The sequence below is a fragment of the Actinomycetospora chibensis genome (assembly GCF_028737215.1).
Taxonomy (GTDB): Bacteria; Actinomycetota; Actinomycetes; order Mycobacteriales; family Pseudonocardiaceae; genus Actinomycetospora; species Actinomycetospora chibensis.
The window spans coordinates 1-23,740 of sequence record NZ_JAQZAM010000004.1 but is presented as its reverse complement, the minus strand read 5'-3'; the positions used below and the strand labels follow the sequence as shown (position 1 = coordinate 23,740).

The 23,740-nt window shown below is 71.1% G+C and carries 18 protein-coding genes and 1 pseudogene; 9 read left to right on the top strand and 10 right to left on the bottom strand.

The features are described 5' to 3' along the window. Window positions 1–2: 2 nt before the first annotated feature. The gene (locus tag PH189_RS06910; protein ID WP_274188034.1) at window positions 3–524 is read right to left on the bottom strand and encodes a hypothetical protein; all 522 of its coding nucleotides are present in this window, start codon (window positions 522–524) and stop codon (window positions 3–5) included. Between the two features lie 175 nt (window positions 525–699). Between PH189_RS06910 and PH189_RS06905 the strand changes: the two genes are divergently transcribed. From PH189_RS06905 to PH189_RS06885, 5 genes are all read left to right on the top strand, one after another. Next, window positions 700–1,008 (top strand): MarR family transcriptional regulator, encoded by a 309-nt coding sequence (locus PH189_RS06905; RefSeq protein ID WP_274188033.1) that lies wholly within the window; start codon window positions 700–702, stop codon window positions 1,006–1,008. A 467-nt stretch (window positions 1,009–1,475) separates the two neighbouring features. Further along, window positions 1,476–2,909 carry a sensor histidine kinase gene (locus PH189_RS06900; RefSeq protein WP_274188032.1) on the top strand — a complete coding sequence of 478 codons (1,434 nt, stop codon included), beginning with the start codon at window positions 1,476–1,478 and terminating at the stop codon, window positions 2,907–2,909. Further along, a complete protein-coding gene (locus PH189_RS06895; protein ID WP_274188348.1) occupies window positions 2,909–3,628 on the top strand; it encodes a LuxR C-terminal-related transcriptional regulator in 720 nt (239 codons plus the stop codon). Before PH189_RS06900 ends, PH189_RS06895 begins: the two co-directional genes overlap by 1 nt. Window positions 3,629–3,894: 266 nt before the next feature. Then, entirely contained in the window at window positions 3,895–4,773 is an 879-nt protein-coding gene (locus tag PH189_RS06890) for a glycosyltransferase family 2 protein (RefSeq protein ID WP_274188031.1), read from the top strand. A gap of 60 nt (window positions 4,774–4,833) precedes the next feature. After that, complete coding sequence (locus PH189_RS06885) at window positions 4,834–6,177, top strand: polysaccharide pyruvyl transferase family protein (RefSeq protein WP_274188030.1); 1,344 nt, start codon at window positions 4,834–4,836, stop codon at window positions 6,175–6,177. A 25-nt stretch (window positions 6,178–6,202) separates the two neighbouring features. Here the strand turns inward: PH189_RS06885 and PH189_RS06880 are convergent, their stop codons facing one another. The 8 genes from PH189_RS06880 to PH189_RS06845 form a co-directional block, all read right to left on the bottom strand. Further along, on the bottom strand, window positions 6,203–7,558 hold the full coding sequence (locus tag PH189_RS06880) for a glycosyl hydrolase family 28-related protein (protein ID WP_274188029.1): 1,356 nt from the start codon (window positions 7,556–7,558) through the stop codon (window positions 6,203–6,205). Next, complete coding sequence (locus PH189_RS06875; RefSeq protein WP_274188028.1) at window positions 7,558–10,428, bottom strand: Wzz/FepE/Etk N-terminal domain-containing protein; 2,871 nt, start codon at window positions 10,426–10,428, stop codon at window positions 7,558–7,560. The genes PH189_RS06880 and PH189_RS06875 overlap by 1 nt, the downstream gene beginning before the upstream one ends. 38 nt (window positions 10,429–10,466) lie before the next feature. Then, window positions 10,467–11,471, bottom strand: coding sequence for a CgeB family protein (locus PH189_RS06870; protein WP_274188027.1), 1,005 nt, complete (start codon window positions 11,469–11,471; stop codon window positions 10,467–10,469). After that, window positions 11,468–12,730 carry a lipopolysaccharide biosynthesis protein gene (locus PH189_RS06865; RefSeq protein ID WP_274188026.1) on the bottom strand — a complete coding sequence of 421 codons (1,263 nt, stop codon included), beginning with the start codon at window positions 12,728–12,730 and terminating at the stop codon, window positions 11,468–11,470. The genes PH189_RS06870 and PH189_RS06865 overlap by 4 nt, the downstream gene beginning before the upstream one ends. A 7-nt stretch (window positions 12,731–12,737) precedes the next feature. Then, window positions 12,738–13,898 (bottom strand): glycosyltransferase family 4 protein, encoded by a 1,161-nt coding sequence (locus PH189_RS06860; RefSeq protein ID WP_274188025.1) that lies wholly within the window; start codon window positions 13,896–13,898, stop codon window positions 12,738–12,740. Next, complete coding sequence (locus PH189_RS30450; protein WP_378014973.1) at window positions 13,895–14,959, bottom strand: glycosyltransferase family 4 protein; 1,065 nt, start codon at window positions 14,957–14,959, stop codon at window positions 13,895–13,897. The genes PH189_RS06860 and PH189_RS30450 overlap by 4 nt, the downstream gene beginning before the upstream one ends. 89 nt (window positions 14,960–15,048) lie before the next feature. Beyond that, window positions 15,049–16,206: a glycosyltransferase gene (locus PH189_RS06850; RefSeq protein WP_274188023.1), complete on the bottom strand. Its 1,158-nt coding sequence runs from the start codon at window positions 16,204–16,206 to the stop codon at window positions 15,049–15,051. Between the two features lie 219 nt (window positions 16,207–16,425). Further along, complete coding sequence (locus tag PH189_RS06845; protein WP_274188022.1) at window positions 16,426–17,892, bottom strand: sugar transferase; 1,467 nt, start codon at window positions 17,890–17,892, stop codon at window positions 16,426–16,428. A gap of 406 nt (window positions 17,893–18,298) precedes the next feature. Here PH189_RS06845 and PH189_RS06840 point away from each other — a divergent pair, with 406 nt between their 5' ends. After that, entirely contained in the window at window positions 18,299–19,048 is a 750-nt protein-coding gene (locus tag PH189_RS06840) for a sulfite exporter TauE/SafE family protein (RefSeq protein ID WP_274188021.1), read from the top strand. Between the two features lie 3 nt (window positions 19,049–19,051). On the opposite strand, the gene PH189_RS06835 is transcribed toward PH189_RS06840, so the two are convergent. Beyond that, window positions 19,052–19,342: a hypothetical protein gene (locus PH189_RS06835; RefSeq protein ID WP_274188020.1), complete on the bottom strand. Its 291-nt coding sequence runs from the start codon at window positions 19,340–19,342 to the stop codon at window positions 19,052–19,054. Window positions 19,343–20,041: 699 nt separating this feature from the next. On the opposite strand from PH189_RS06835, the gene glmS reads away from it, so the two are divergent. The 3 genes and pseudogenes from glmS to PH189_RS06820 all read left to right on the top strand — a co-directional run. Then, window positions 20,042–21,862, top strand: coding sequence for a glutamine--fructose-6-phosphate transaminase (isomerizing) (glmS, locus tag PH189_RS06830; protein WP_274188019.1), 1,821 nt, complete (start codon window positions 20,042–20,044; stop codon window positions 21,860–21,862). Window positions 21,863–21,903: 41 nt separating this feature from the next. Next, window positions 21,904–22,863: a glycoside hydrolase family 18 protein gene (locus tag PH189_RS06825; protein ID WP_274188018.1), complete on the top strand. Its 960-nt coding sequence runs from the start codon at window positions 21,904–21,906 to the stop codon at window positions 22,861–22,863. A 30-nt stretch (window positions 22,864–22,893) separates the two neighbouring features. Further along, window positions 22,894–23,740: pseudogene (locus tag PH189_RS06820) on the top strand (hypothetical protein); the annotation flags it as partial.

Below are 23,740 nucleotides of genomic sequence, written 5' to 3'. Positions count from 1 at the left end.
CGTCAGTGCTCCAGCACCACCCGCAGGACGAGGACGACGAACCCCAGCACCGCGGCGGCCACCGCCCCGACGAGCGCACCCGGTACGCCCCGCCTCGCCCGCCACCCGCCGACGCCGCCGAGGACGACGAGGTACGCCAGCCCCAGCCAGCAGACGAGGTCGACGGCGTCCTCGGGGTCGTAGAGCCCGCTCGCCGCGCCGACCACGACGACGAGCAGCGGGACGACGGCGAGCACGAGGTACTGCGCCGCGTGCCCCGTGAGGTGCCGGAGCTCCGCGAGCGTCGGCGGGGCCGCCTGCCGGGCGACGCGGGCGAGGACCGACGCGAACAGGTGCGCGGCGAACGTCGCCAGCAGCGGTCCCAGGATCACCTGCGCGGCCTCGGCGAAGTCCTCGATGCCGTCGTCGAGCGCGACGACCAGCACGGTCATCAGCACGACCGTCCCGTAGACGCCGGGCTCGACGTCCAGTCGCAGCGGCCCCCACCGCACGAGGTGGGTGTCGGCGGCCTCGGTCCCGGTCACGGGCCGCAGTCTCCCCGCTGACCACCGGCCGGGCGCATGGTTGCGCCCGACCGGGTGAGCAGCGCTTCAGCTCGCCGTGGCGCACTGTCCCCGGTCGACGAGGGTGGGGCCGTCACCGTTCGGGCGGATGTCGAAGTCGAAGATCCCCGTCGGCAGGTAGAGCGAGCAGCACGCGTTGGGCTACGGGCCCTCGCGGGTGCACGGCGCCCGGGCCATGCGCGGCCTGGTCGCCGAGACCCGGCTCGACGACTCGACGCTCACGCGCGTCGTCGACCGCCTCGCGACCCTGGGCCTGGTCTACCGCGAGGCCGACCCCGCCGACCGCCGCCGCGTCCTGGTCGCAGCCGGGGCGCGGGGTCGAGCGCTGCACGACCGGCTCGCTCCGGCCGTCGAGGACGCGGAGCGCAGCCTGCTCGACGACCCGCACGCAGCCGCCCCGCTCAGGGTGGTGGCGCGCCTGTCGGGCGACCGGACGGGCGCCTGATCACCCGCCTGTTCAGGCTTCGACGTTCGCCGTGCGACGGGACCACGACGAGGCCGATGATCAGGAAGGGACCATTCCAGCGACACAGGTCGGTCCGCGCATCCTTCATCCTTGACCCGGATGGGCGTTCAGTTACGCCAAGCGGCGCTAACACTGCGTGACTTTCAGTTCATTCGATACAACCAATGCGCACATCGAGTGCATCTGCATCTCGTCTTTGATCACTCGGCGCTGCTAGCGTGCGAGCCGTCGAACCACGCTCGGAGTACTGGCCCGGCCGATCGGGCCGGGTCCTCCGGAGCGTTTGGGGGTTTGTGGTCACCGGCCTGGGCGGACGTCACTCCGCCCGACGTCGCCGCTCAGGGGGAGAAGCGATGCAGAGATGCGATGAGAGGTGGTGGCCCATCGGCGAGGACGCCACGGGCGGACCACCCTCGGCGGTCCGTCTCGGCGGCCCCGGGCTCAGGGTGCCTCGACATCTGGTCCTCGGCGCGGGCGCCGTGGCCCTCCTGCTGGCGGGCTGGGTCCTGGAACACGGGCTCCCGTCGGCCGGGGCGACACTGGTGTTCGCGGTGCTCGCGGCGTGCTCCGGCGGGGCCGCCACGATGCTCGCGGTGTTCGCCGCGCGCCTCACCGCGGATCCGCACGTCGGATGGGTCAGCCTGGCCCTGGGGGCCTACGGGCTGCTCGCCGTCCCGGCGTTGATGGTCGCGGCCCTGAACCCCACCCCGTCCACCGCCGCGGCACGGGTGCTCATCGACGGCGTCGTGGCGGGACTGCTCGTGACCGCGGCCGTCACCGACCGTCCACTGACCCGCTCTCGGGTCCGCCTCGTGCTGCTCGGTAGCGCCCTGACGGTCCTCGGGGGCGCCGCGGTGGCCGCGGCCTTTCCCTCCGTCGTCGCCTTGCTGGCCGGGTTCGTACCGGTGCCGTTGGGGATCGGGCTGGTGTGGACCGGAGCGGGCGCCGCGATCGTGGGCCGAGGAGCGCATCGGGAGGACCAGGGACTCGCGGTGGTGGGTGTCGGGCTGGCCCTTCTCGGTACGGCACGCGTCGTCAACGCGGCGGCGTTCGGCTGGCCGGAGGCCGAGGTCGCCGCGGCCTCGACCGGTCTCCGGCTGACGGCGATCGCCCTCGTGCTGTACGGGGCCCTTCGCCTGGCGCGGCAGGCGCTCGGCTCGCTGGAGGACCAGCACGACTCGTTGGAGGAGGAACTCCGCCTGGCGGAGACTCGGCTCGCACGGGCCGCCGAGCGCGATCACGAGCTGCGCAACGGCCTGGCGGGCCTGGCCGGAGCGACGACCTTGCTCGGCGGCGGCTGCCCGGACCCCGTTCAGCTGAGCACGGTGGTGGCCTCGGAACTCGATCGGCTCGACGAGTTGCTTCAGACACCGGTCGGCCGCGAGGCCATCGCCCCGACGAGCTCCTACGCCGTATCACCGGTCCTGCAGGGATTGATCACGCTTCGCCGCTCGGCCGGGATGGTCGTCGACCAGGAGCTGCAGCTCGGACTGCGGGCCGTCGGCTCGTCCGCGAGGCTGGCACAGGTCCTCATCAACCTCTTCGAGAACGCTCACCGGCACGCGCCGGGCAGCCCGGTGCGGGTCACGGCGGAGCGTCACGAGGACCGGGTGGTCATCCAGGTCCGCGATTGGGGACCAGGTCTCCAGCCCGGGACCGAGGACGCCGTGTTCGAGCCCGGTGTGCACGACGGGACGCGCGGGGGACTCGGTCTCGGTCTCCACGTCTGTCATCGGCTGGTCGCTGCCGAGAACGGCACCATCACCGTCCTCCCGGCCGACCCGGACGCGCCGGGGTGCGTCGTCGTCGTCGACCTTCCGGCGGCGCCGGACCCGGCGCCGCCGGCCCTCGACCGACCCCGTCTCCAGAACACGTCGTGATGCTTCTCCTCGTCGAGGAAGGCTCCGCCTCGAGCCGGCCATACCCCGTGCGGATCATCGACGACCACGAGCTGTTCAGCACGACCCTCACCATGGCGCTCCGTAGCGAAGGCTTCGACGCGCGGACGCTCCCGGTCGCCGAGGTGGCCGACTTCGTGAGTCGACCCGCCACCGACCGAGCCGGGCTCGTCGTGCTGGACCTCGACCTCAACCGCGACGCCGAGGGGCGCTACGTCCACGGTGCCGACCTGGTGGGAGGCCTCAGGGCGGCGGGGTGGAAGGTCCTCGTGGTCAGCGGCAGTGCGGACGACCCCGGGACCGCCTCCGCGATCGCCGCCGGCGCGATCGGCGCGCTACCCAAGTCGCGCTCGTTCGCCGAGCTCCTCGGCACGGTGATCGCCGCCGCGGGCGGGACGCCGGTGATGTCAGAGACTGAGCACCATCAGTGGCTCGAACGCCACCGTCGTTATCGAGAGCAGGAGCGTGAGCTCTCCCGACGCCTGGCCCGGCTCAGTCACCGCGAGCGGGACGTGCTCGAGCTGCTCGCCGCAGGAATGCGTGCCGCGGCGATCGCCGAGCACTTCGTGGTGAGCATGCCGACGGTCCGCACCCAGATCCGGTCGCTCCTGACAAAGCTGGAGGTCGGCTCGCAGCTGGAAGCCGTCGCGCTGGTGCGCCAGCTGCCCGACCCTCCCGAGCGCTCGAAACGAGGCTCGTGAGTCATCAGCCTTGACGATGCGCGCACAGTGCGAACGCGCGAATCTACTTGGCAAGACGAGCACGCCGTTTCCACGCGGCTCGTGTGGTACTGCCAGGTGATGAAAGCTCAGATGATGAAAGCGGGGCGTCGGGTGCCGTTACTCAACCGGCCGGCCGCGACCACCCGCCGGTCAGGCGCTCGGCGACGTCGAGTGGGAGTGCGTGACGGCGCCTCCGATCTCTCGACGCCGATGGTGGCCCTCGGCCCTCGTCGCAGGCGGTACTGATGTCAACGGAACCCACGGTCTCCGTCTGCGTGCCCGCGTACAACGGCGCGCGCACACTCGACGCGACGCTCCGCTCCATCCTCGACACGGATCTGGATTTCGAACTGGTCGTGCTCGACAACGCCAGCGAGGATGGCACCGGCGCCATCGCACGCTCGTTCGGTGACGACAGGATGCGGGTCTTCCGCAACGACGAGGTGCTGCCGATCGGGCAGAACTGGAACAGGGTCGTGGAGTTGTCGACCGGGCACCTGGTGAAGATCGTCTGCGCCGACGACGTGCTGACGCCCGGATCGATCGCTGCGCAGCGCGAGATCATGAAGGATCCGGCGATCGCCCTCGTCTCGTCACGGTTCGACGTCATCGACGAGGGCGGTGCGATGAAGGAGGCCGGGCTCGGGATCCCTGGACTGATCGGACTGCACCCGCCGCGGGCGCTCGTACGGACCGTCGTCCGACGCGGCCCCGCCGATTTCGGACCCACGGCCGCCTCGATGTTCCGTCGAGAGCACTTCGACCGCGCCGGCGGGTTCCGCGGCGACCTCGTGTTTCCCATGGACGTGGACCTGTTCGCGCGGGTCGCGGCGTTCGGCAGCTTCTTCGGTATGCCGGAGCGCACTGCGGCGTGGCGTTCCTCGAGTTTCAATCTGTGCAGCCAGACCTCGAGTCTCAGCAAGCTGTCCGACATGTTCCACTTTCATCACCGCATCTCGCGGGAATATCCGGAGCTCGTGTCTCGGGTCGACGTCATCCTGGGTGACCTGCGCCTGGTCCGGGCCGGCCTCGGGCGGTTGTGGGTGCGGTCCCGCGCCGTCGTGGGTCGTCGGCCTGACCCGTCATCGGCTCCGTCCGGTCTCGCCCGTGAAGTGGCACTCTGAGAGAAGGACATGAACAACCGTCCGACCTCGGTCTCCCCACCCGCTGGAGGCCCACTGCGTGTGCTCGTCGAGAACGGTGAGTACTGGCTCAACAACAAGGGCGACCTCGCGATGCTGGCCGTCATGGTGCGCCGCATCGCCGGGCGGTGGCCCGACGGGCGGATCGGAGTTCTCACCTCTGCGCCGGCACTGTTGACGGCGTACGAGCCCACGGTCGAGCCCATCTTCTGTCAGCGGGGCGGCGATTGGCCGCGGCGGTCTCCCCGAGCGAGGGTGACCGGGCGGTGGGGCCCAGCGGCGACCGGCCCGCTGCTGAATGGTCTGGATGCCGCGCGGGCGCTGCCGCGCAGGATCGCGATGCGGCTACGCCGCAGGCACCCGAGCGACGACCGCGCGAGCGAGGCAACAGGCGTGAACCGCCGGAGCCTCCATCGCGAGGGCGGACGGTTGCCGAATGCGCTCGGTGACACCGACGTGGTGATCGCGATCGGGGGCGGCTACCTGACCGACGTGGACCGCGCCCAGACCGAGCGCACGCTCGACCTGCTCGAGTATGCGACCGAGCACGGGATTCCCACCGCGATGGTCGGGCACGGGATAGGGCCGTTGCGTGACGAGGAACTGCTGCGCCACGCCGAGCGGGTCCTGCCGAGAGTCGACCTGATCGCCCTGCGGGAAGGCGTGCGCGGACCTGAGCTGCTGCGCTCCCTCGGTGTTCCGGCCGACCGGGTGGTGGTCACCGGGGACGACGCGATCGAGCTCAGCTACGCCACCAGGAACGCGCACCGAGGGAGCGCCATCGGCACGTGTCTTCGGGTGGCCGAGTACTCGCCGGTGACCGACGGAACCCGAACGACCCTCGGCAGGGTCCTGCGCGCCGAGGCCGCCGAGCGCAGCGCCGACCTCATCCCGCTGATCGTGTCCGAGCACGCGGCAGAGGACCGTCGTTCCACGTTGCCGTTGATCGAACACTCGCCCGCGGCGACCCCGCCCCTGGGTAGGTTCGCGAGCCCATGGGCCCTGGCTCGCCAGGTCGGTCGGTGCCGAATCGTGGTCAGCGGCGCCTACCACGTCGCGGTCTTCGCCCTGGCACAGGGCATTCCGGTGGTGGGCCTGTCCAGCTCGCGGTACTACGACGACAAGTTCGAGGGACTGGCGACCATGTTCGGCACCGGCCTGGAGTTGGTCAGGTTGGACAGTGATGACGTCGAGGACCGCTTGCGCGGCTCGATCTCCCGGCTGTGGACGCAGGCTCCCGATCTACGGGCTCCGTTGCTCGAGGCCGCGGCGTGCCAGATCGATGCGAGCAGGGCGGCCTTCGAACAGGCCGCCACGATCATTGACGCTGCGGTCGACTCCGGGGCGGAGACGACGTCCGGACGGTCGCCCATATCTCCCGGGTGATCTCCCACAGGTTCGCCACCGCGCTTCACGCCGGTGGTCGTCGTCCCCCCAGCGGGGTGGTCTCCACGCGTCCCTCGGTCGAGACCGACAGCCGCCAGTACTGACCCGCCGGGTCTTTGAGGATCACGCCGCCGTCCGCCCGGTCGGAGAGCCAGGCGCCGCTCGGGAGGATCGCGGACAGCGGAGAGCCGTCGGACGCCTGGGCCTGCAGCAGATCGGTTCCGGGCGACCATGCCCGGGTGACGAGCGGCGCAACGAAGGCGCCCCCGGAGCGGATCCCCCGACCGGTCACGTTCCACCCCGCCGGAAACGACCGTGGATCGAGGTCCTGGGACACCATGGAGATCAGGTTCACGGCCGTACCCTCGGGACACCCACCGGGATCGATCCGCAGCTCGGCCGGGGGCTGGTCCAGGTCCCGGCCGAACTGGACGTCGGCGAGGTAGGGCTGGCGACAGTAGACCAGGTCGACGCATACGCTGCGGGCAGCGACCTTGCAGTTGACCATGCCGAACTGCGCGGGGCCGCCGCGACCGAGGTCGCCGACCGAGACAGCGATGTCCGCGCCCTCGAACCAGACGTTCGTGAGCCACCAATCGTTCGCGGCACCATCGACACGGATGTGCTGGTTGGTCGTCTTCGGGTCGACGTCGGAGACGAACTCCACGTTCGCCAGCGCGAGCCCGGCGTTGTGATCGTTGCCGGTACCGAGAACCCCGACGTAGTTGTTCGTGAGTTTCGAGGAGGTGAGATAGTTCTGGATGCAGGAGGTGACGATCCCCACGCCGAAGTTGTTGATGTCGCAGTTGACGAAGGCGGTGCCGCCGGTGTTCTCGTCGAGGATGACGCCGCGTTGTTCCAAGAACTGTGGGTAGTTGTCGCTGAGATGATCTCCGCGTAGCACGACCGAGTCGAACGAGCAACGGAACGAACCCGACAGCGATACCGCCGAGGCCTTCGGGCGGATCACATAGACGCCGAGGCGGGTGAAGCTCACTCGTTGCTTGCCTCGCAGGTTGATCAGCGTCCCGTCGCCGGTGTGGACGACGGTACTGACGTCGCCGCCGTCTCCCACGACCGTCGAGAAGTTGGGCAGCTCCGGCCACGCCGTGACGCGGTACTGCCCGGCGGGGAGGTACAGGATGGCAGGTCCGCCGCCGGCGGCCGCTCGCGCGATCGCGTCGGTATCGTCGGCGGTGCCGTCGCCGACGGCGCCGAAGTCCCGGACATTGCGAGCCGCACGACCGTCCGCTTCCTGTCGCGCTGCGGTGTACCCGATCCGGGTCTCGTGTGGCGGAGACGCGCACGCAGCAAGCGGTAGCGCGGCAGCACCGAACGAGGCGGCCATCAACGAACGCCGGGTCAGACCTTCGTCGGACATCAGTTCGACGATGTCGAGGAGACGGTGACGGGGCTCCGCGGCGAGCTCGACGCAGGAGCCGGGGGCTGCTCGTCGATCGGCTGCTCGTCGATCCGTTGCTCGTCGATCCGCTGCTCGTCGGTCCGCCGCTCGTCGATCCGCCGCCCACGTCGCCTGTCGATCCACCCGCCCACGCGCCGCAGGAGCGCCGCGAGCGACTTCCTGCTCCGGAGCGTGGCCCGTCGCGCGGGAGCGCCGAGCGCGACCGCGCCGATCAGTGCCGAGCCGGACCCGTCGAGGCTCGCCGCCGCCGCGCGTACCTGCTCCCCCGTGGTCGAGCCCAGTTCGACCACGGCCAGAACGCCGTCACAGCCCGCAGAGACGGCAAGAGCGGCGGGTTCGACCGCCGCCGGCGCGGTGGCGACCACGACGTGGTCGAACCTCGTCCGGAGGGTGAGGAGGAGCTCAGCGAAGCGCTCTGAGTCCACCAGATCGCCGGTCCGCTCGTCGACAGCGCCGAGCGGCACCACGCCGACCCCGTCGACCGACGTCTGCACCAGCTCGTCCAGGGACAGTTGCGGTGCCCGCAACCAGTCCGCCAGCCCGGGCGCCGAAGCCATGTCCATGCAGGCGGAGATTCCGTCCCCGGAGGTGTCGGCGTCGACCAGCGCCACCCGACGGCCCGAGGCGCCCAGTGCCTGAGAGAATCGGACGGCAACGCTCGGGGTCGACTGTTCGGAGAAGCTGGTGACCAGCAAGGTACGCGGGACGAGACCGCCGCCTGCGGACTTCAGCCGCGCGCGCAGGAGCGCAAACGCCTTCGTGGCCGTCGGCTCGACGCCGGGGATGGTGACGAGAACGGGTACCGGCAGGAGCTCGGCGAGTCGCTCGCGTGTGCGCACCCGGCCATCGAGACGATCCCGCACGAAGGCCGCGAGGCAGCCCAGCGCCAGACCTCCGAGCACGCCGATCAGGAGCAACCGCGAGGTGTGCGGAGCAGTGGGCTGCGTGGGGACGGCCGCCGGTGCGACCACACTGGCCTGAGCGGCCGGCGCGGCCCCCCGGACCGTCGTCTCCATCTGGCCGACGAGCTTCCGGAACTGTGCTGCCACGCCGTCGGCCAGCAGCTGCGCGCGCTCGGGGCTGGCGTCGGTGACGGAGATGTCGAGGAGCGTCGTGGCCGGCGGGTAGTCGACGGAGATCTTCTCCTCGAGCTCAGCAGGTGACATGGTACGCAGGCCGAGATCGCGGATCACCCACTCCGCCACGGTGGCGCCGCTCGCGACCCGGGCGTACGACGGGACCCGCTGTTCCGCAGCCATCCCGCCTTCGTACGCATCGCTCACCGACGTCCCGGTCGCCATCGACACGTAGAGGCGGGTCGTCGCCGTGTACTGGGTCGGGATGGTCGAGGCGTACACCGCCGCGGCAGCCAGGCACACCAACGTCGTCGCCGCGATGGTCAGCCATCGCCGGCGGAGCACGAGGAGGAACTTGGTCAGAGGCATCGCTAAGCCTTTCGCTCGGGTTCCGGCCCACGCCCCGATGTCGTGACGTCGAGGGATGGCGCCGACGGGATCCACCGGCCGCTTCCGGAACTCCCGGACCACGAGGTCCACGATCCAGACGACGACGACGAGCTGGAGGACCTTGCCGAGGAGCTCCGTGCTCCCCAGGATTCCGCGCTCGAACAACACGGGTGAGGCGGTGACGGCCAGCCCGAGCACGGTGAGGACGGTGCTCCGTGAGCGCAGCGCCCGCACCGCGAGGAGCAGCAGCACGAACGTGAACAGCACGTCCACGACCACACCGACATAGCCACCGAGGACGTAGCCCTCGTTGATGTTGCCCTCGGCGAGTGATACCGAGATCTTGGCCATGTCCACCGAGGCCCCACGCACCTCCCTGGCCCAGCTGACCCCGGCCTGGAACTTCTCACTGCCGAGCAGTTGGGCCGGCACCAAGCTCTCCAGCCCGTGGACGAGGACCTCCCCGGGCGAGAGCCACGCGCGCCCACCCAGGTAGTAGCCGTCGGTGGCGGCCGCCAGCAGATCGAACCGACGCAGGATGGGCAGGAAGGGCTGGATCGCCACCGGATACCCCGCATCGACGACCGTCGAGGCGTACGTCGTCGCAGCGGACTCCTTGAGTCCCTGGAGCCAGCCGAACGCGCCGAAACCGACGGCCGCGAGGGCGAGGACGATGGCCGACCGCCGCCGGGTCCACCCGGCGAACCCGAAGCGCACCGCGACCGCCAGGGTGGCGCTGATGATCGGGGTCTTCGATTCGGCCGCGGCGCTCCAGAGGAGTTCGACGCAGATCAGCCCTCCGACCGTCAGCATCGACAGCCTGCGGTCCGGCGGGCGGAAGAAGATGATCAGCCCGACGGCGCCCAGGGCCGCGAGCGCCGCGACGAGGCTGAGGACGGCGTTCTGACTGCGGAGCTGACCTGCCGAGCCTGCGGAGCCGTTCACGTAGGCCGCGGCTCGGCCCAGCAAGCCGATGACGTACACCGCCGTCAATGTCGCGACGAGATCGGGGTTGGTGCTGCGCACCGTCGTCGCGGCGGTTCGGCTGCGGCTCCAGACCGCGTACCCGAGCACGAGAAGGGCGTTCACCCATAGACCGAGCACGACGGGCTGCAGGACCTCGGCGATCGCGTGGTCGTAGCCGATCTCGGCCAGACGGGGGTCGGCCACGGGGTCCGCGAATCGAGGCTGAGGCTGCGCCCACAGCAGGACCAGGGGTCGCGCGAGGTACGAGAGGCTCCAGAACACCACCTGCGTGAGGAGGAAGATGGGCACGACACCACGAGTGCGCAGCGCGGCGAGCATCGTCGTGGTCAGCGCCGCCGCGATCAGCGCCAACGGAATCCCAGCGGCCCCGAGCATGGTTCCTCCCTTCTCCTGATCGACCTAACGGCCAGTTCCTACGTCAGGGCGTCGACGATTTCTCGAGCACGATCAACGTATCCGTGGCGCCCGCTCGTGATGCGTTCTCGTCCCGCGTCGGCGACCTTCCGGACCAGGTCCGGATGATCGTCACACCAGCGCAGGAGCTCGTAGAGCTCGTCGTCGTCGGAGAACAGAAGACATTCCGTGCCGTCGTCGAGCAGCGCCGCGTGCTCGTCCGTCCGCTCGCCGACGAAGAGTCCGCCAGCGGCCGGCACTTCGAACGTCCGGCAGGTGTGTGTGTCCCGGTTGTCCGAGTTGAGGAGCACCAGATTCGCCGTCACCGACGCCACCGCGGACGAGAACGCCGCGCCGTAGGCCGGGCCGGCCACCGTCGCACGCGTCGTCCGGAGCTCCGGGATGCGCCGCCATCCCGGACCCCGCACGAGCACTCCGTGGCCGTACTCGTGGCCCAGGGCGACGATCCTGCCGCGGCGATCGGGTCGGCAGGCCCCGATGAAGCCGACCAGGTAGCGAGTCGAGCCCCGGCGGGCACGCGGATGGTGCCACGCCGGGTCGTAGGCGCTGAGGACGAACTTCACCTCGCGCGCGCCGCGCGCGAGGAGCTCCGCCACATTGTGTTGCTTGGTCGTCACCACGAGGTCCCATTCCCGCTCGAACTCGAGATATCCGGGCGAGGTGTTGTAGGGATTCGACGCGTCGTCGGGGCTGTAGTGCACGTGCAGCGCGGCCGGGGTCGCGAGGAGTCGTGACTGGTCGAGGTGAACAGTCTTGAATCCGAAGAGCAGGTCCGGACGGAATTCGGTCGCGACGCGCTCGATCCGACGGTGGATTCGCTCCACGTGCCACGGGGCGCGGCGCCCGGCGAGCTTGGAATAGATCCACGGGTACGACAGCCGCGCCGGGTGCGACACCGCCGTGGTGTCGACGACGACCACGTCGTGGCCGGCGCGACGGAAACCGTCGGCCAGCGACGTGGCGTTGCTGCCGATCCAGTCGTCACCGAGGAACAGGATCCTCATGGCACGGTGACCTCCCCATCAGCGACGACTCTGTCCGTCTCACCGTGACCCGCGTTCCGGTCGCGGACTTTCAGGATTCGCATACGGATGATGTACCACAGCGCGAGTGCGACTTCCGAGCTCAGCGTTCCGTATGCGAGCGCCCACACCGAGTGGGTGCGTACCGCGACGTAGAACCACACAGCCGCCACGCACGTGCCGATGACCGCTCCGATCAGTACTCCGGTGGTGTCTTGGCGCACCGGCAGCACGGCCGTCGTGGCGAACGATGTCAGCGCCGTGGCGGGGAGGATGAATGCCTCCACACGCAGCAGAGGAACGGCATCTGCGAAGCCGTCACCGAACATCACGCCGATGAGGGTCGGCGCGGTCACCCACACGGTGGCGGTGGCAACACATGCGATTCCGACGCAGACCAGCATCGAGAAGACGGCGCGCTTCCAGAACCGGTCGGCTCCGCCGACGCGCGCCATCCGCGGCAGCAACGCCAACCCGATGGCGTCGAGCTGTCCCTGGATCGCCCGCAGTAGGCGGTCACCGGCGGAGAACAGTCCGAGCGACGCGGCGTCGAGCACGGACGAGTAGATCGTCGCGGAGCCGAGCCCGAAGCTGGACACCAGCAGGCGGGAAGTGAGGACGGGAATACCTTTCCGTATCATGATCAGAACGTGGCGTGGACGCTCGGGCCGGCCGAATCTCTTGAGGGAGTCCCGCCAGGTGAGGCCAACGGTCACGATCGACGAGAGCAGCAGGCAGATCAGGGCGACGGCAGCGTGCGGGTAGCGGGGGAGAACAACGATCAACAGAACCAGATAGGCGATCCGGCCGGCACCTTGGTAGGCCATCGAGGCGCCGAAGCGGCCTTGGCCGATGAGAACCCAGTCCTCCGACATCGACGAAGCCCCACCGGCGGACAGACCGAGCAGGATCATGGTCACTACCGGGCCCGCACCGAGCACGAGACCGAGCAGCAGCGCTCCGACGATCGTTCCGAAGATGCTCGCGCGGATCGCGAGGTAGTTCCCTCGGATTTGGCGCACACCCCCGCCGGGGATCGTCGCGGCGAGGAACTGGGTGATTCCCAGGTCGACCAGGAGAGATCCGATGAAGTAGGACGACATCCCGACCGCGACCAGGCCGAGTCCCTCGGGCCCCAGGAGCCGGGCGATCAACGGCACTGTCACGATCGTGACGACGTACTGCCCGTACCTACCGAAGCTGACGAAGCCGACGTCGCGCGCGGCGGCGACGAGACGCATCCCCTTCCTAACTTCGGACATGCATCACGCCCCCGCGATGTGAGGTGGCTACGAGCGCGTCGAGGAAGCCGGCCACGTCGCGCGCGGCGTCGTTGACGTCGAAGTGCGCCGCACGCGCCGGTGCCGCGCTCGAGAGCCGACGCCGCAGGTCGGGGTCCCCGATGAGCTGGTCCAGGGCCGCGGTCAGCTGGGCCCGGTCGCCGGCGTCGACGAGGAGGCCGTTGACTCCGGGCTCGACGACCTCGGTCGGGCCGCCGGGCTGCGAGGCGATCACCGCGCACCCGGCGTTCATCCCCTCCACGACGACGGTGCCGAACGGCTCCGCGATCACGGAGCAGTGCACCAAGATGTCGGCCTGACGCATGTAGTACGTGGGGTCGTCGACGTGCCCGGTGAAGGTGACCGGAAGGCCGAGGTCGCCAGCGAGGCGCTGGAGCTCGTCTCGAAACGGCTCTTCGCCGAAGAAGGTCCCGCCGACCAGGTAGACGTGCGCCGGGCGCACTGCCACCTCGGCGAGGGCGCGCAGGAACACATCCTGCCCCTTCCACCGGGTCAAGCGACCGACGACGACGACCACGGTCTTCTCGGGGCTGCGCTGACTCGGCCGTGGACGTCCTCCGTCGATCTCGACGCCCGGGTAGGCGACGAGTGCGGGCTTCCTCCACCGGATCAGCGAGCTCAACGTGGATCGGCTGTTCGCGATGTAGGCATCGCTGACGGCCCACCCGAACACGCGGACGAGCGGGGCGAGCGCCCGACCGAAGTACTCGGCAGAGATCCGGTCGCGGACCTGCCAGACCAGTGGGACTCGGGCCACTCGGGCGGCCACGGCACCCATGACCAGGGCCTTGGTGCTCTCGGCCACCAGGACCGAGGCGGCTGATCGGCGCGTGACCGAGCCGAGCGCCGAGCCCAGCCGCAGGAGCGCGAAGAATCCCTTGACCAGTCCGACTGGACCACTGCCCGCAATGGTCATCGCGCGGCTGTCGAAGTCGTTCCGGATGATCGTGGTCTCGACGCCGTGGGCGCGCATCCGCTCCGCGATGGGTCCGTCCTCGGTGAACGCGGTGGCGACCTCGACATTCCGCAGCGCTGCAACGAGCTGGACCAGGTGAAGCTCGGCACCGGACGGCGCGGCGGTGTGGGTCACGAAGAGCGCCTTGATCATGCGAGCAGCTCCGTGTACATCTCGACGTGCTGGGCCGCCGTCGCCTGCCACGAGAACGTCTCGGCGTGTTCCCGACACCGCCGCGGCCCGGGAACCCGTCCGTGGAGGCCGTCGACCAGGCGGTTCGCGAGCGCGTCGGGGTCGCCCGCGGGCACGACCAGCGAGGGGTCGAGCCCCCGCACGGAGTCGGGCAGCCCGCCGCAGTCGGTCACCACCGGTGCGCGACCCGCGGCCAGAGACTCCAGTGCGATCAGCCCGAATCCCTCCAACGCCACCGACGGCACCACCGTCAGCGCGCTCTCCCCGTACAGCTGGGCCAGGCGCGCGTCCCCGACCCGGCCCTCGAAGGAGACGGTTCCGCCGAGCCGCGACTCGGCGACCTGGGCACGCAGAGCTGCTTCCTCGCTCCCGGTGCCCACGATCACGAGACGCGCATCGGGCTGAGAGGCGAGCACGCCCGGCCAGGAACGCAGCAGGACGTCCACCCCCATCCGGCGCTCGAGCCGCCGAACACAGAGGACCATGGTGGAGGGCGACCGAGACCGCTCCAGCAGACGGAAGCGATCGAGGTCGACGCCCGGAGGGATCAGCCGAATCCGGCTCGGCGGGACGCGGTACCTGTCGACCAGCACATCCTGGAAGCAGGTGGACAGCACCACGTACCGGTCGGCGCCGGAGTACCGGATCCGCTCGAGACAGTATTTGGCGCGAGCGGCGGCTTCGCCGGAGCCCGCGATACGGCTCTCTGCCGCCCACGGGCCATGGAAGTGCACCACCACCGGGTGTCGACCCCGTCGACCGACGACCGGACGCCCGTAGAGGCAGAAGTGCCGATCGACCACGGCCTGATGTGGCAGTGGCGGGTTCTCCACGAGCGAGGCCCGCACGCGGCGTCGTGTCGACCCGCCGACGGGTCCCCACGACCGGCCCCCCGGAGCCGGCTCACCGAAGGCGACGGCGGATACGTCCACGTCCGAACGGCTGCGCAGTGCGCAGTACAGATCGGTGAAGTAGCGGTTCAGCCCGCCCGGAGTTGCTGAGAACCATGCCGACCCGGTCATGTGGACCCGCACCCGGCCGGTACGGGCCGCGAAATCCTGGACATCCGATCGTGGGGCCGCGGAGAGTCGGCCGCTGTCGGTGTCGTGGCTCATGGCGCGACCGGCGACGGCGCGACGTCGCTGGACGAGATCGTCCGCGCCCTGCCCACCTTCCTTCGACGCCAGGCCGTCCCCAGCGTCGCGTCCAGGACCGACGCGAATTCGGCACGGAACCTGTCCACCGAGAATCGTCGAGCGCTGTCGCGGATCAGCCGTTCGTCCCACGAGCTCGCCCAGGCCGCCCGGACGGCGCGGGCGAACGCCTCGGGCTCCTGCTCCTCGACGAGAACACCGTTCTCTCCTGCCCGGACGTAGTCGAGCGCGCCGCCCCGAGCGAGGGCGACGACCGGCACGCCCGCGGCGAGCGCCTCCACCGGAGCGATCCCGAAGTCCTCCTCTCCGGGGAAGACGAGGAGGCCGGCGTGGGCGAGCGCGTCCCGAACCACGGACTCCGGCGCATGACCGAGGAATCGCACGTGTGCGGGAGCGGCGCGCTCCAGGCGCGCCCGCTCCGGGCCGTCCCCGACGACCACCAGCGGCAGTCCGGTTCGCCGCGCGACCTCGATGGCGAGATCAGGTCGCTTGTAGGCGACCAGGCGGCCCACCCACAGGAGGTGTGACCGGCCACCGCGAGCGAGCGAGCTCCAGCGGTCGACGTCGACGGGCGGGTGGAGCACCTGGGCGGTGCGGCCGTACGCATCGGCGATCCGCCGAGCGACCGCGGTGGAATTGCCGAGGACGACGGTCGGGCTCTGAGCTGCCCGCCGATCCCACCGCCGCATGGACGGCAAGATCGCGCCGCGCACGGCACCTCGGGCCGCGGGCGGCAGTCGCGCGAGCTCGATCTCCGGGCACCACAGCATCCGGGCCGGCGTGTGGTAATACACGATCGACGGCCCCTCGAACCTCGCGGCCGCGAAGTGCGCCGCGAAGTGGGAGCTGACCAGCAGCGCGTCCGCCTCGATGCGCGCGGTCGCCCAGGCGCCGATCATCGGTACGGCGTACCTCGCCCACCTCGTGCTGGCGGAGGGAAGTCGCGAGGGCCAGAGAGCGCGCACCGGCAGGTCGGGAAAGCGCTCGGCGACGAGCTCACGGTTCGCGACGGAGACCACCAGCTCTTGCGCCCCGGCCACGTCCCTGATCTCGGCCGCGACCCGCTCGGACCCGCCCCAGTTCGTCAGCCACTCATGGGCGACCGAGATGCGCATGACTTCCCTACGTCGCGTGAATGAGCAGGAATTCAGCGCCCACGAGCGAACAGCATTCTTGCCACTCTCGTCACGCCGGAGCTCGTCGTCCAGGGCAGGTCAGACCATCTGTCCCGGCCTCAGTGTGGACACCCGCATGGCGTTCGGCCTCATCAACATTGACGATTCGTCCGAGCGATCGCGGCGACGCAAGGCCGCGACCCGGCCGGCCGGCCGCCCTCACCGGCCGCGGGCGAAGATCATTTCCCCGACCGTGCGAAGCACCACCTTGAGGTCGAGCCAGAGAGACCAGTTCTCGATGTAGTAGTTGTCGAAGCGAGCCCGGTCCGCGATCGGCGTATCGCCGCGCAGCCCGCTGACCTGGGCCAGGCCGGTGAGACCGGCCGGCACCCGGTGGCGGTGCTCGTAGCGGAAGTACTGCCGTGAGAACTGCTCGACGAAGTGCGGCCGCTCGGGGCGCGGTCCGACCAGCGTCATGTCGCCACGAAGGACGTTCACGAACTGGGGCAGCTCGTCCAGCGAGGTGCGGCGAAGCACCCGTCCGACCCATCCGATCCGTGCGTCGGTGGCGATGTTCCACTGAGTTGCCGATTCACTCGGCGTGGTGGGCCGCATCGATCGGAACTTCAGGCACTGGAACGTTCGGCCGCCGCGTCCGACGCGCTCCTGCCGGAACAGGACGCCCGGCCCGCCCTCCCACCGGACGGCGGCAGCGCAGGCGGCGAGCACAGGCGCCAGCATCAGGAGGGCTGTGGCGCTGACGGCGATGTCGACCACGCGCTTCAGCGTCCAGTAGAGCCCGCGCAATGCCGGGCTGCGGACGCGCATCACCGGCACCGCCCCGACGTGGTCGGCGCCGCCGGTCTGGGTGTGGAACGGATGCAACCGCGGCACCACGAGCAGGTCCACGTCGGCGCAGTCAGGCAGACGTACGACCTCGAGCAGCTCGACCTCCGAGAAATCACCGTCGGTCACCAGAACGACGTCCGCGTCGTTCGCCGCGACCGCGAGGTCGAGGTCGTCGATCCGCCCGAGGTGAGGGATCACGGCCGAGGCAGCGGGCGAGCAGCCGTCGTCGACGAAGCCGGCCACGGCGAGGCCGTAGCGCGGATGGCGCTGGAGGAGCATCGCGATCTCGGCAGCGAGGGCGCCCCCGCCGACGAGAATGGTCCGGTGAGTGACCAGCCGCCGTCGGCGCGCGATGAGGATGGCCTGGGTCGTGACCACCCGACCCAGGACGACCAACCCGAGGCTCCAGACCGAGGCTCCGAGGAACGGCGTGATCGGCTCGCCCGGGTTCCAGAGGGCGAACGCGGTGGCCACCGCGGCCGCGGCGGTGAGCAGGCGGGCGAGAATCGTCGGCAGCTCGTCGAGAACGCTGACGTGCAGCTTCGCCCGGTAGCGCCCGCCACCGGTCAGCATCATCAGCCCCACGCCCGCGAGGGCCACGAACGCCCGCCCGTGCTGCGGGACCCACAGAGCCGGTGTCAGGAGCATCAGGGCGTCCACGGGCAGCACGAGCATCGCGGCATGCAGGCCGTTGATCGACCGAAGACCCATGATCGGCCGCGCCGGCACCGGCGGCAGGCCCGGCTGGAAGACCGCACGATCGCCGGGTGCATGCAGATCGAGCGGCACACCTGGCGTGTCGGGGCCCTCGGCCGCCGAGTCGGGCGCGCGCAACATCTCGATCCCCCGGAAGCTGCTGGTGTGGGTGCGGACGGTGATTCACCGCCATCTCGAGGTGACCGGCGATCTCCAGGCACCGCAGCAACGCCGAGACGCACCCCGCGGGTGGCGAAGCCGGCGGACCAGGACGTCGGCCAGCGTCTGGTGATCGCAGATGAGCCGAAGCCGAATCGGTGGCACCCGGCGGACAGTAGAACTCCGGTCGCGGCGGGACTTCGCACAACTTGACGAAGTCTGCGGACGCCATCGCCGATGGCGTGCGCATTCAGGCTATGTCCAGCACCCGAACGGACTCGCAAGGGCGAACGTGAACGACTCGACGGTTGTCCGCAGCCTCGCCTGACGCCTCGGCCACCGGGCGTCAGGACCAGAGCCCACCGGTGCAGCCCCTTAGGGTCCGCGGGTGACCTGGTGGCACGGCCTGATCATCGCGGTCGCCGGCGTGTGGGCGGGGACGATCAACACGGTCGTCGGGTCCGGGACACTGGTGACGTTCCCGGTCCTCGTCGCCCTCGGCTATCCGCCGGTGACGGCGACGACGTCGAACGCGATCGGCCTGGTCCCGGGCAGCATCACCGGGGCGTACGGCTATCGCGGCGAGATCGTCGGGGCGCGGCGGCAGCTGATCCTGTGGTCGGTGATGTCGGCGCTCGGGGCGATCGGCGGCACGGCACTGCTGCTCTCGCTGCCCGAGGACGCGTTCGAGACGATCGTGCCGTTCCTCGTCGGGATCGCGCTGGTGCTCGTCGTCGCCCAGCCGCTGCTGACCCGACGGCTCCGGGAGAAGCCGGCCGCCACCCGTCGCACCTGGCCGCTCTACCCGCTGATCTTCCTCGTCGGCGTCTACGGCGGGTACTTCACGGCGGCCCAGGGGATCCTGCTCGTCGGCGTCATGGGGCTGATGCTCACCGAGCCGCTGCAGCGCCTGAACGGTTACAAGAACGTGCTCGCGGCCGTCGTGAACGTCGTCGCGGGCGCCGTCTACGCCGTCGTCGCCCCGATCAGCTGGCCCGTCGTCGCGGTCCTCGCGGTGAGCTCGACGATCGGAGGCCTGCTCGGCGCGCGGATCGGCCGGCGCCTCTCCCCCACCGTCCTGCGCGCCGTGATCGTCGTCGTCGGGGTCGTGGCGATCGTGCGGCTGGTGCTCGAGTAGCCGCTACTCCGGCGGCCCGCGGCGCTCAGCCGCCGCGGCCTCGTCGTGGGCCCCGGAACGGGGGGCGGGCAGCTCGCCGGACTCCTCGGCCGGGTCGCCGTCCGACGCTCCGTCCTCCGACGGCACCGTCAACGGGTCCGGCTCCCGGCGGTGCCGTGCGGGGAGCACGTCGAGGGCGGAGACGCAGTTCGCGCGGATGAGGTGGGCGAGGACGAGGGCGGCCACCACGGACCCGAGCAGCCAGGCGCCCAGTCCGACCAGCACCCACCCCAGCACCGACACGGCGGCCCCCACGCCTGTCCGGGAACGACGCGGGAGCACCGTCCCCACCTGGTCACCCCGAGGTGACCGGTGGATCGAGAATAGGTGGGCGCGGGACTCGTCCGCGGAGAGCGCTGTCACGATACTGCGACGAATACCGTGCAGACCGATTTCTCCGGCACCTCTGCGCGACGAGCGAGTGACAGCGGGTCATTTCTCGATGATCGTCGAGCGCTCTCGCCGCCGGATTCCGCAGCCTCGTGACCGATCATCCGGACAGCCCCTATTCACGATATGTGGTCACGGCTTCACCCGTGCCGCACCACGTGAGAACTTCGACTAGACCAGAAAGCCCAACTTCGGTCACTCGCGGTGTGCACGTCCCGGACACCCTGGTAGGAAGTGGTGGCCGGAACACGACCGGCACTGCTGCCATTCGGGGGGATCGCATGCGGGGGTTATTCGTCGATCAGTCGGGCTGACATCCACGCGCCGCGTCGGAGCTCACACGGTCCGGAACACGACAACGGCTGTCGCACCGATGCTGCGACGCCGACAACAGAGACGCGATGATCGGGAAGACCTGCAGCCGGGACCCCGCTGCGCCGTTCATCTCCGAACGATCTTCCTGAGCGTCCCGCACAAGCGCACCGGCACGTCCTGACAACGGGACGCCCTGCGTTTCCTCGGCGTGCGCGCTCGCGTCTCGATCGATGATCTGCGGAGTCACACATGTGCGGAATCGTTGCCTTCCGTGGCCTCGAGCCGGCGCTGCCGGCGCTGCTCGACGGCCTCGCGAAGATGGAGTACCGGGGATACGACTCGGTCGGGATCGCGCTCAATCCCGGGGACGGGCGAACGCTCGCCGTGCATCGCACGAGCGGCCGCATCCCGGCTCTGACCGCGCTGATCCCGCCCGGCGAGCGCAGCACCACGGGGGTGGGGCACACCCGCTGGGCCACGCACGGCGCGCCCACAGCGGTCAACGCCCACCCGCACGTCGACTGCTCGGGCTCGGTGGCGGTGGTGCACAACGGCACCCTGGACAACGTCTCGGAGCTGCAGGCCGAGCTGGTCGCGGCGGGTCACGTGCTCACCACCGAGGTGGACACCGAGGTGATCGCCCACCTCGTCGAGCAGTTCCTGCCGCATCCGCCCTTCCTCGCCGGCGGCGTCGCCGCCCCGTCGGCCGACGACGTGGCGCGGGCCGTCGAGCAGGCCACCGCCCGGCTGCGCGGGAGCTGGGCGCTCGGGGTCACCGTGCGCGGGCTCGACGCGGTCGTCCTGACCCGCCACCGCAGTCCGCTGCTCGTCGGCGAGGCGGAGCGCTTCGCCATGGCGTCGTCGGACCTGCTGGGGTTCGCCGTCGGGACCCACACCGTGCGGGAGCTCGACGACGGCGACGTGGTCGTCCTCGGGTCGGAGCAGGCCTGGTACCACCGCGGGCAGGCCCTCGCCACGCCCCGGGCCGGCCGACCGGCCGCTCCCGTCGAGCCGCTGGCCGACATGGGCGACGCGGAGGACTTCACCGCCCGGGAGATCGACGACCAGCCGGCGGCGGCCGCACGCCTCGTCGACAGCCTCTCCGAGAGGCTCGCCGGTGGGCTCCTGCTCCGGGAGCTCGGCGTCCCGGCGCGGACCCGGCTCCGCCTCGTCGCCTGCGGCAGCTCGTCGTACGCCGCGCACGTCACCGCCGCGGTGCTCGGATCGGTGGCGCGCATCCCGGCCCACGTCGTCGTGGCGAGCGAGCCCCCGCCTCCGGTCGAGGACCCGGACGTCCTCACCGTGGCGTTCTCGCAGTCCGGCGAGACGGCGGACGTCCTGACGGCCCTCGAGCACTGGACCGACCCCGTGCTCGCCGTCACCAACAACCCGCGGTCCACGCTCGCGCGCCGGGCGGACTCGGTGCTGGATCTCGCGTGCGGTCCCGAGCGCGGGGTGGCCGCCACGAAGTCGTTCACCAACCAGGTCCTCGCCGGCGCGGCGCTGGCCGTCGCGCTGGCGGCCGCGCTCGGGCGACTCTCGACGGAGGACGTCGCGGGGTTCGAGGCCCAGCTCCGGGCCGCACCGGAGCACATGGCCGCGACCCACCGGCTGGCAGCGCCGCCGGCCGATCGGCTGGCCCGCGACCTCGCCGACGAGCCCGCCTTCATCTACGTCTCGCGGGGCGCCGGGGTGCCCTACGCCCTCGAGGGCGCGCTCAAGCTCAAGGAGCTCGCGTACCGCTGGGTCGAGGCCCTGCCCGCGGGCGAGCTCAAGCACGGGCCCCTCGCGCTGATCCAGGAGGGGACCCCGGTGATCGCGGTACAGGCGCGCCCGCACGATCGCCTCGCGGTCAACGCGCGCGAGATGACCACGCGTGGCGCCCGCCTGATCACCGTCGGACCCGGTGAGGACGCCGACCTCCCGGTGAAGGCTCCCGCCGTCGAACCGCCGTGGGGCCCGCTCGAGTCGGTGGTCGCACTCCAGCACTTCGCGCGCGGGCTCACCCGTCTCCTGGGCTACGACGTCGACCGGCCCCGGAACCTCGCCAAGTCGGTGACCGTCGAATGACGGCGGTCCGCAGTGGGAGACGCGGGCGGTGGTCCCTGCTCGTGGGCGGGGTGGTGCTGGCGGCGGCCCTCGTCGCCGCGGTCCTGATGTCGTCCGGTCCGACGGCCGCCGCGCCCTGGAGTCCCGCACCCCGCCAGGTCGCGCCGTACGTCGACGTCACCGGCGCCCTTCCCGCGGACCCGGCTTCCCTCGTGAGCACGAGCGGCCCGGCCGACGCCGTCCTCGCCTTCGTCCTCGCGGGCGACGGGGGATGCACCCCCTCCTGGGGCGGCACGGTCCCGCTCGACGACCCGGCCGTCGCCGGGGTCGTCGACGGCCTGAGGGCCCGGGGCGGCGCCCTGACCCTCGCCTCGGGCGGGGCGCAGGGGCCCTACCTGGAGACCGCGTGCCCCGACGCCGGCGCGCTCGCGGCGGCGTACGCGGCGGCGCTCGACGCCGTCGGCACGAACCGTCTCGACGTCGACGTCGAGGGCGACATCCCGGAGGCCACCGTGGCCGCGGCCCTCGCGGACCTGCAGCGCAGCCGGGGCACGGAGGTCACGCTCACGGTGCAGGTGGAGGACCAGGTCACCGGAATCACCCCCGAGGGCATGGCGATCGTCCGGGCGGGTCGGGAGGCCGGCCTGGAGGCGCGGGTGAACGTCATGCTCATGAACTTCACGCCGGAGGGGTCCTGGCTCTCGGCGATGACCGGGGCGCTCGACGTCGCCCTGGGACAGGTCGGCGCCCTCGAGCCGGGGAGCGACCCGGCCGATGTCGCCGGCCGGTTCGGCGCCACGGTCATGATCGGCCGCAACGACATGGGCATGACCACGACGCTCGACGACGCCGCCGCGGTCCGCGACCACGCCGAGACGCGGGGGCTCGGCTTCCTCGGCTTCTGGTCCGCGGCGCGGGACAACGGGAGCTGCCCCGGCGCGCCGGAGGCGCGCAGCGACTGCAGCGGGGTGGAGCAGGCGCCCCACGCGTACACCGAGACGCTCGGCGGTTTCCGGGCGTGATCTCCGATGGCAATCGATGAGGGAACCACCATGACTGAGTTGATCGACCGCATGACCGAGACGGACGCGCGCCCGGTGCTCACGGAGCCGCAGCACCCGGCGTTCACGGAGTCGCAGAACCCGCTCGTCCCGGTGGCCACGGAGCCGCACCCGGTCTTCGTCGACCTCACCGGACGGCGGCGACGGGGCATGCGTGCGATCGGCTTCCTCGCCGCCACCGCGTGCACCGCCTACGTCGCCGCCGTCGGGATGACGCTGTCGGCCGAGCGCACCGGCGTCGGCTCCGACACCGTCCTGGAAATGATCACCGACGCTCCGGGGGACGTCTTCGAGCAGCTCCGCGACGGCGCCGCGTCGCTCCTCGACCTGTGGCCGGACGCGGTCCCGGCGTCCGGGCCCGTCCTCATCGCGCTGCCGGCGACGCCCGCGGTCCCGGCCGCCGTCCCGGGCGGGACGGCGGCCCTGACGATTCCGCCGGCGGCGTCGGTCACCGCTCCCGGCGCGTCGCTCGTTGCGCCCGTCCCCGGCACGGTCGCCTCGCCGGCGGCCGCGGCCGTCGCGCAGCCCGGAGCGTTCCCCGACGCGCCGGTGACGCCCCCGGCGGCGGCCGGCGAGGTCGTCCCCGCCCCGACCGCCCCGGCGACCGGGGCGCCCGCCACCGGGACCGAGACGCCCACCCAGCCCGACCCCGGTCCCGCGGTGCCCACCGACCCGGTGGGCGAGATCCCCGACTCCCCCGTCGATCCCGGCACGATCACGCCCGTCCCCGTCGACACGACGCCCACGGACCCGGGCGGCAGCACCGACCCCGGCCCGACCATCCCCGTCCCCGTCGACACGACGCCCACGGACCCGGGCGGCAGCACCGACCCCGGCC

What these genes read in the sequence shown, in the direction of transcription:
- PH189_RS06895 (WP_274188348.1), top strand. Translation starts at nt 2,909, where the DNA reads ATGCTTCTCCTCGTCGAGGAAGGCTCCGCCTCGAGCCGGCCATACCCC.
- PH189_RS06890 (WP_274188031.1), top strand. Translation starts at nt 3,895, where the DNA reads ATGTCAACGGAACCCACGGTCTCCGTCTGCGTGCCCGCGTACAACGGC.
- PH189_RS06880 (WP_274188029.1), bottom strand. Translation starts at nt 7,558, where the DNA reads ATGTCCGACGAAGGTCTGACCCGGCGTTCGTTGATGGCCGCCTCGTTC.
- PH189_RS06875 (WP_274188028.1), bottom strand. Translation starts at nt 10,428, where the DNA reads ATGCTCGGGGCCGCTGGGATTCCGTTGGCGCTGATCGCGGCGGCGCTG.
- PH189_RS06870 (WP_274188027.1), bottom strand. Translation starts at nt 11,471, where the DNA reads ATGAGGATCCTGTTCCTCGGTGACGACTGGATCGGCAGCAACGCCACG.
- PH189_RS06865 (WP_274188026.1), bottom strand. Translation starts at nt 12,730, where the DNA reads ATGCGTCTCGTCGCCGCCGCGCGCGACGTCGGCTTCGTCAGCTTCGGT.
- PH189_RS06860 (WP_274188025.1), bottom strand. Translation starts at nt 13,898, where the DNA reads ATGATCAAGGCGCTCTTCGTGACCCACACCGCCGCGCCGTCCGGTGCC.
- PH189_RS30450 (WP_378014973.1), bottom strand. Translation starts at nt 14,959, where the DNA reads ATGACCGGGTCGGCATGGTTCTCAGCAACTCCGGGCGGGCTGAACCGC.
- PH189_RS06850 (WP_274188023.1), bottom strand. Translation starts at nt 16,206, where the DNA reads ATGCGCATCTCGGTCGCCCATGAGTGGCTGACGAACTGGGGCGGGTCC.
- PH189_RS06845 (WP_274188022.1), bottom strand. Translation starts at nt 17,892, where the DNA reads ATGTTGCGCGCGCCCGACTCGGCGGCCGAGGGCCCCGACACGCCAGGT.
- glmS (WP_274188019.1), top strand. Translation starts at nt 20,042, where the DNA reads ATGTGCGGAATCGTTGCCTTCCGTGGCCTCGAGCCGGCGCTGCCGGCG.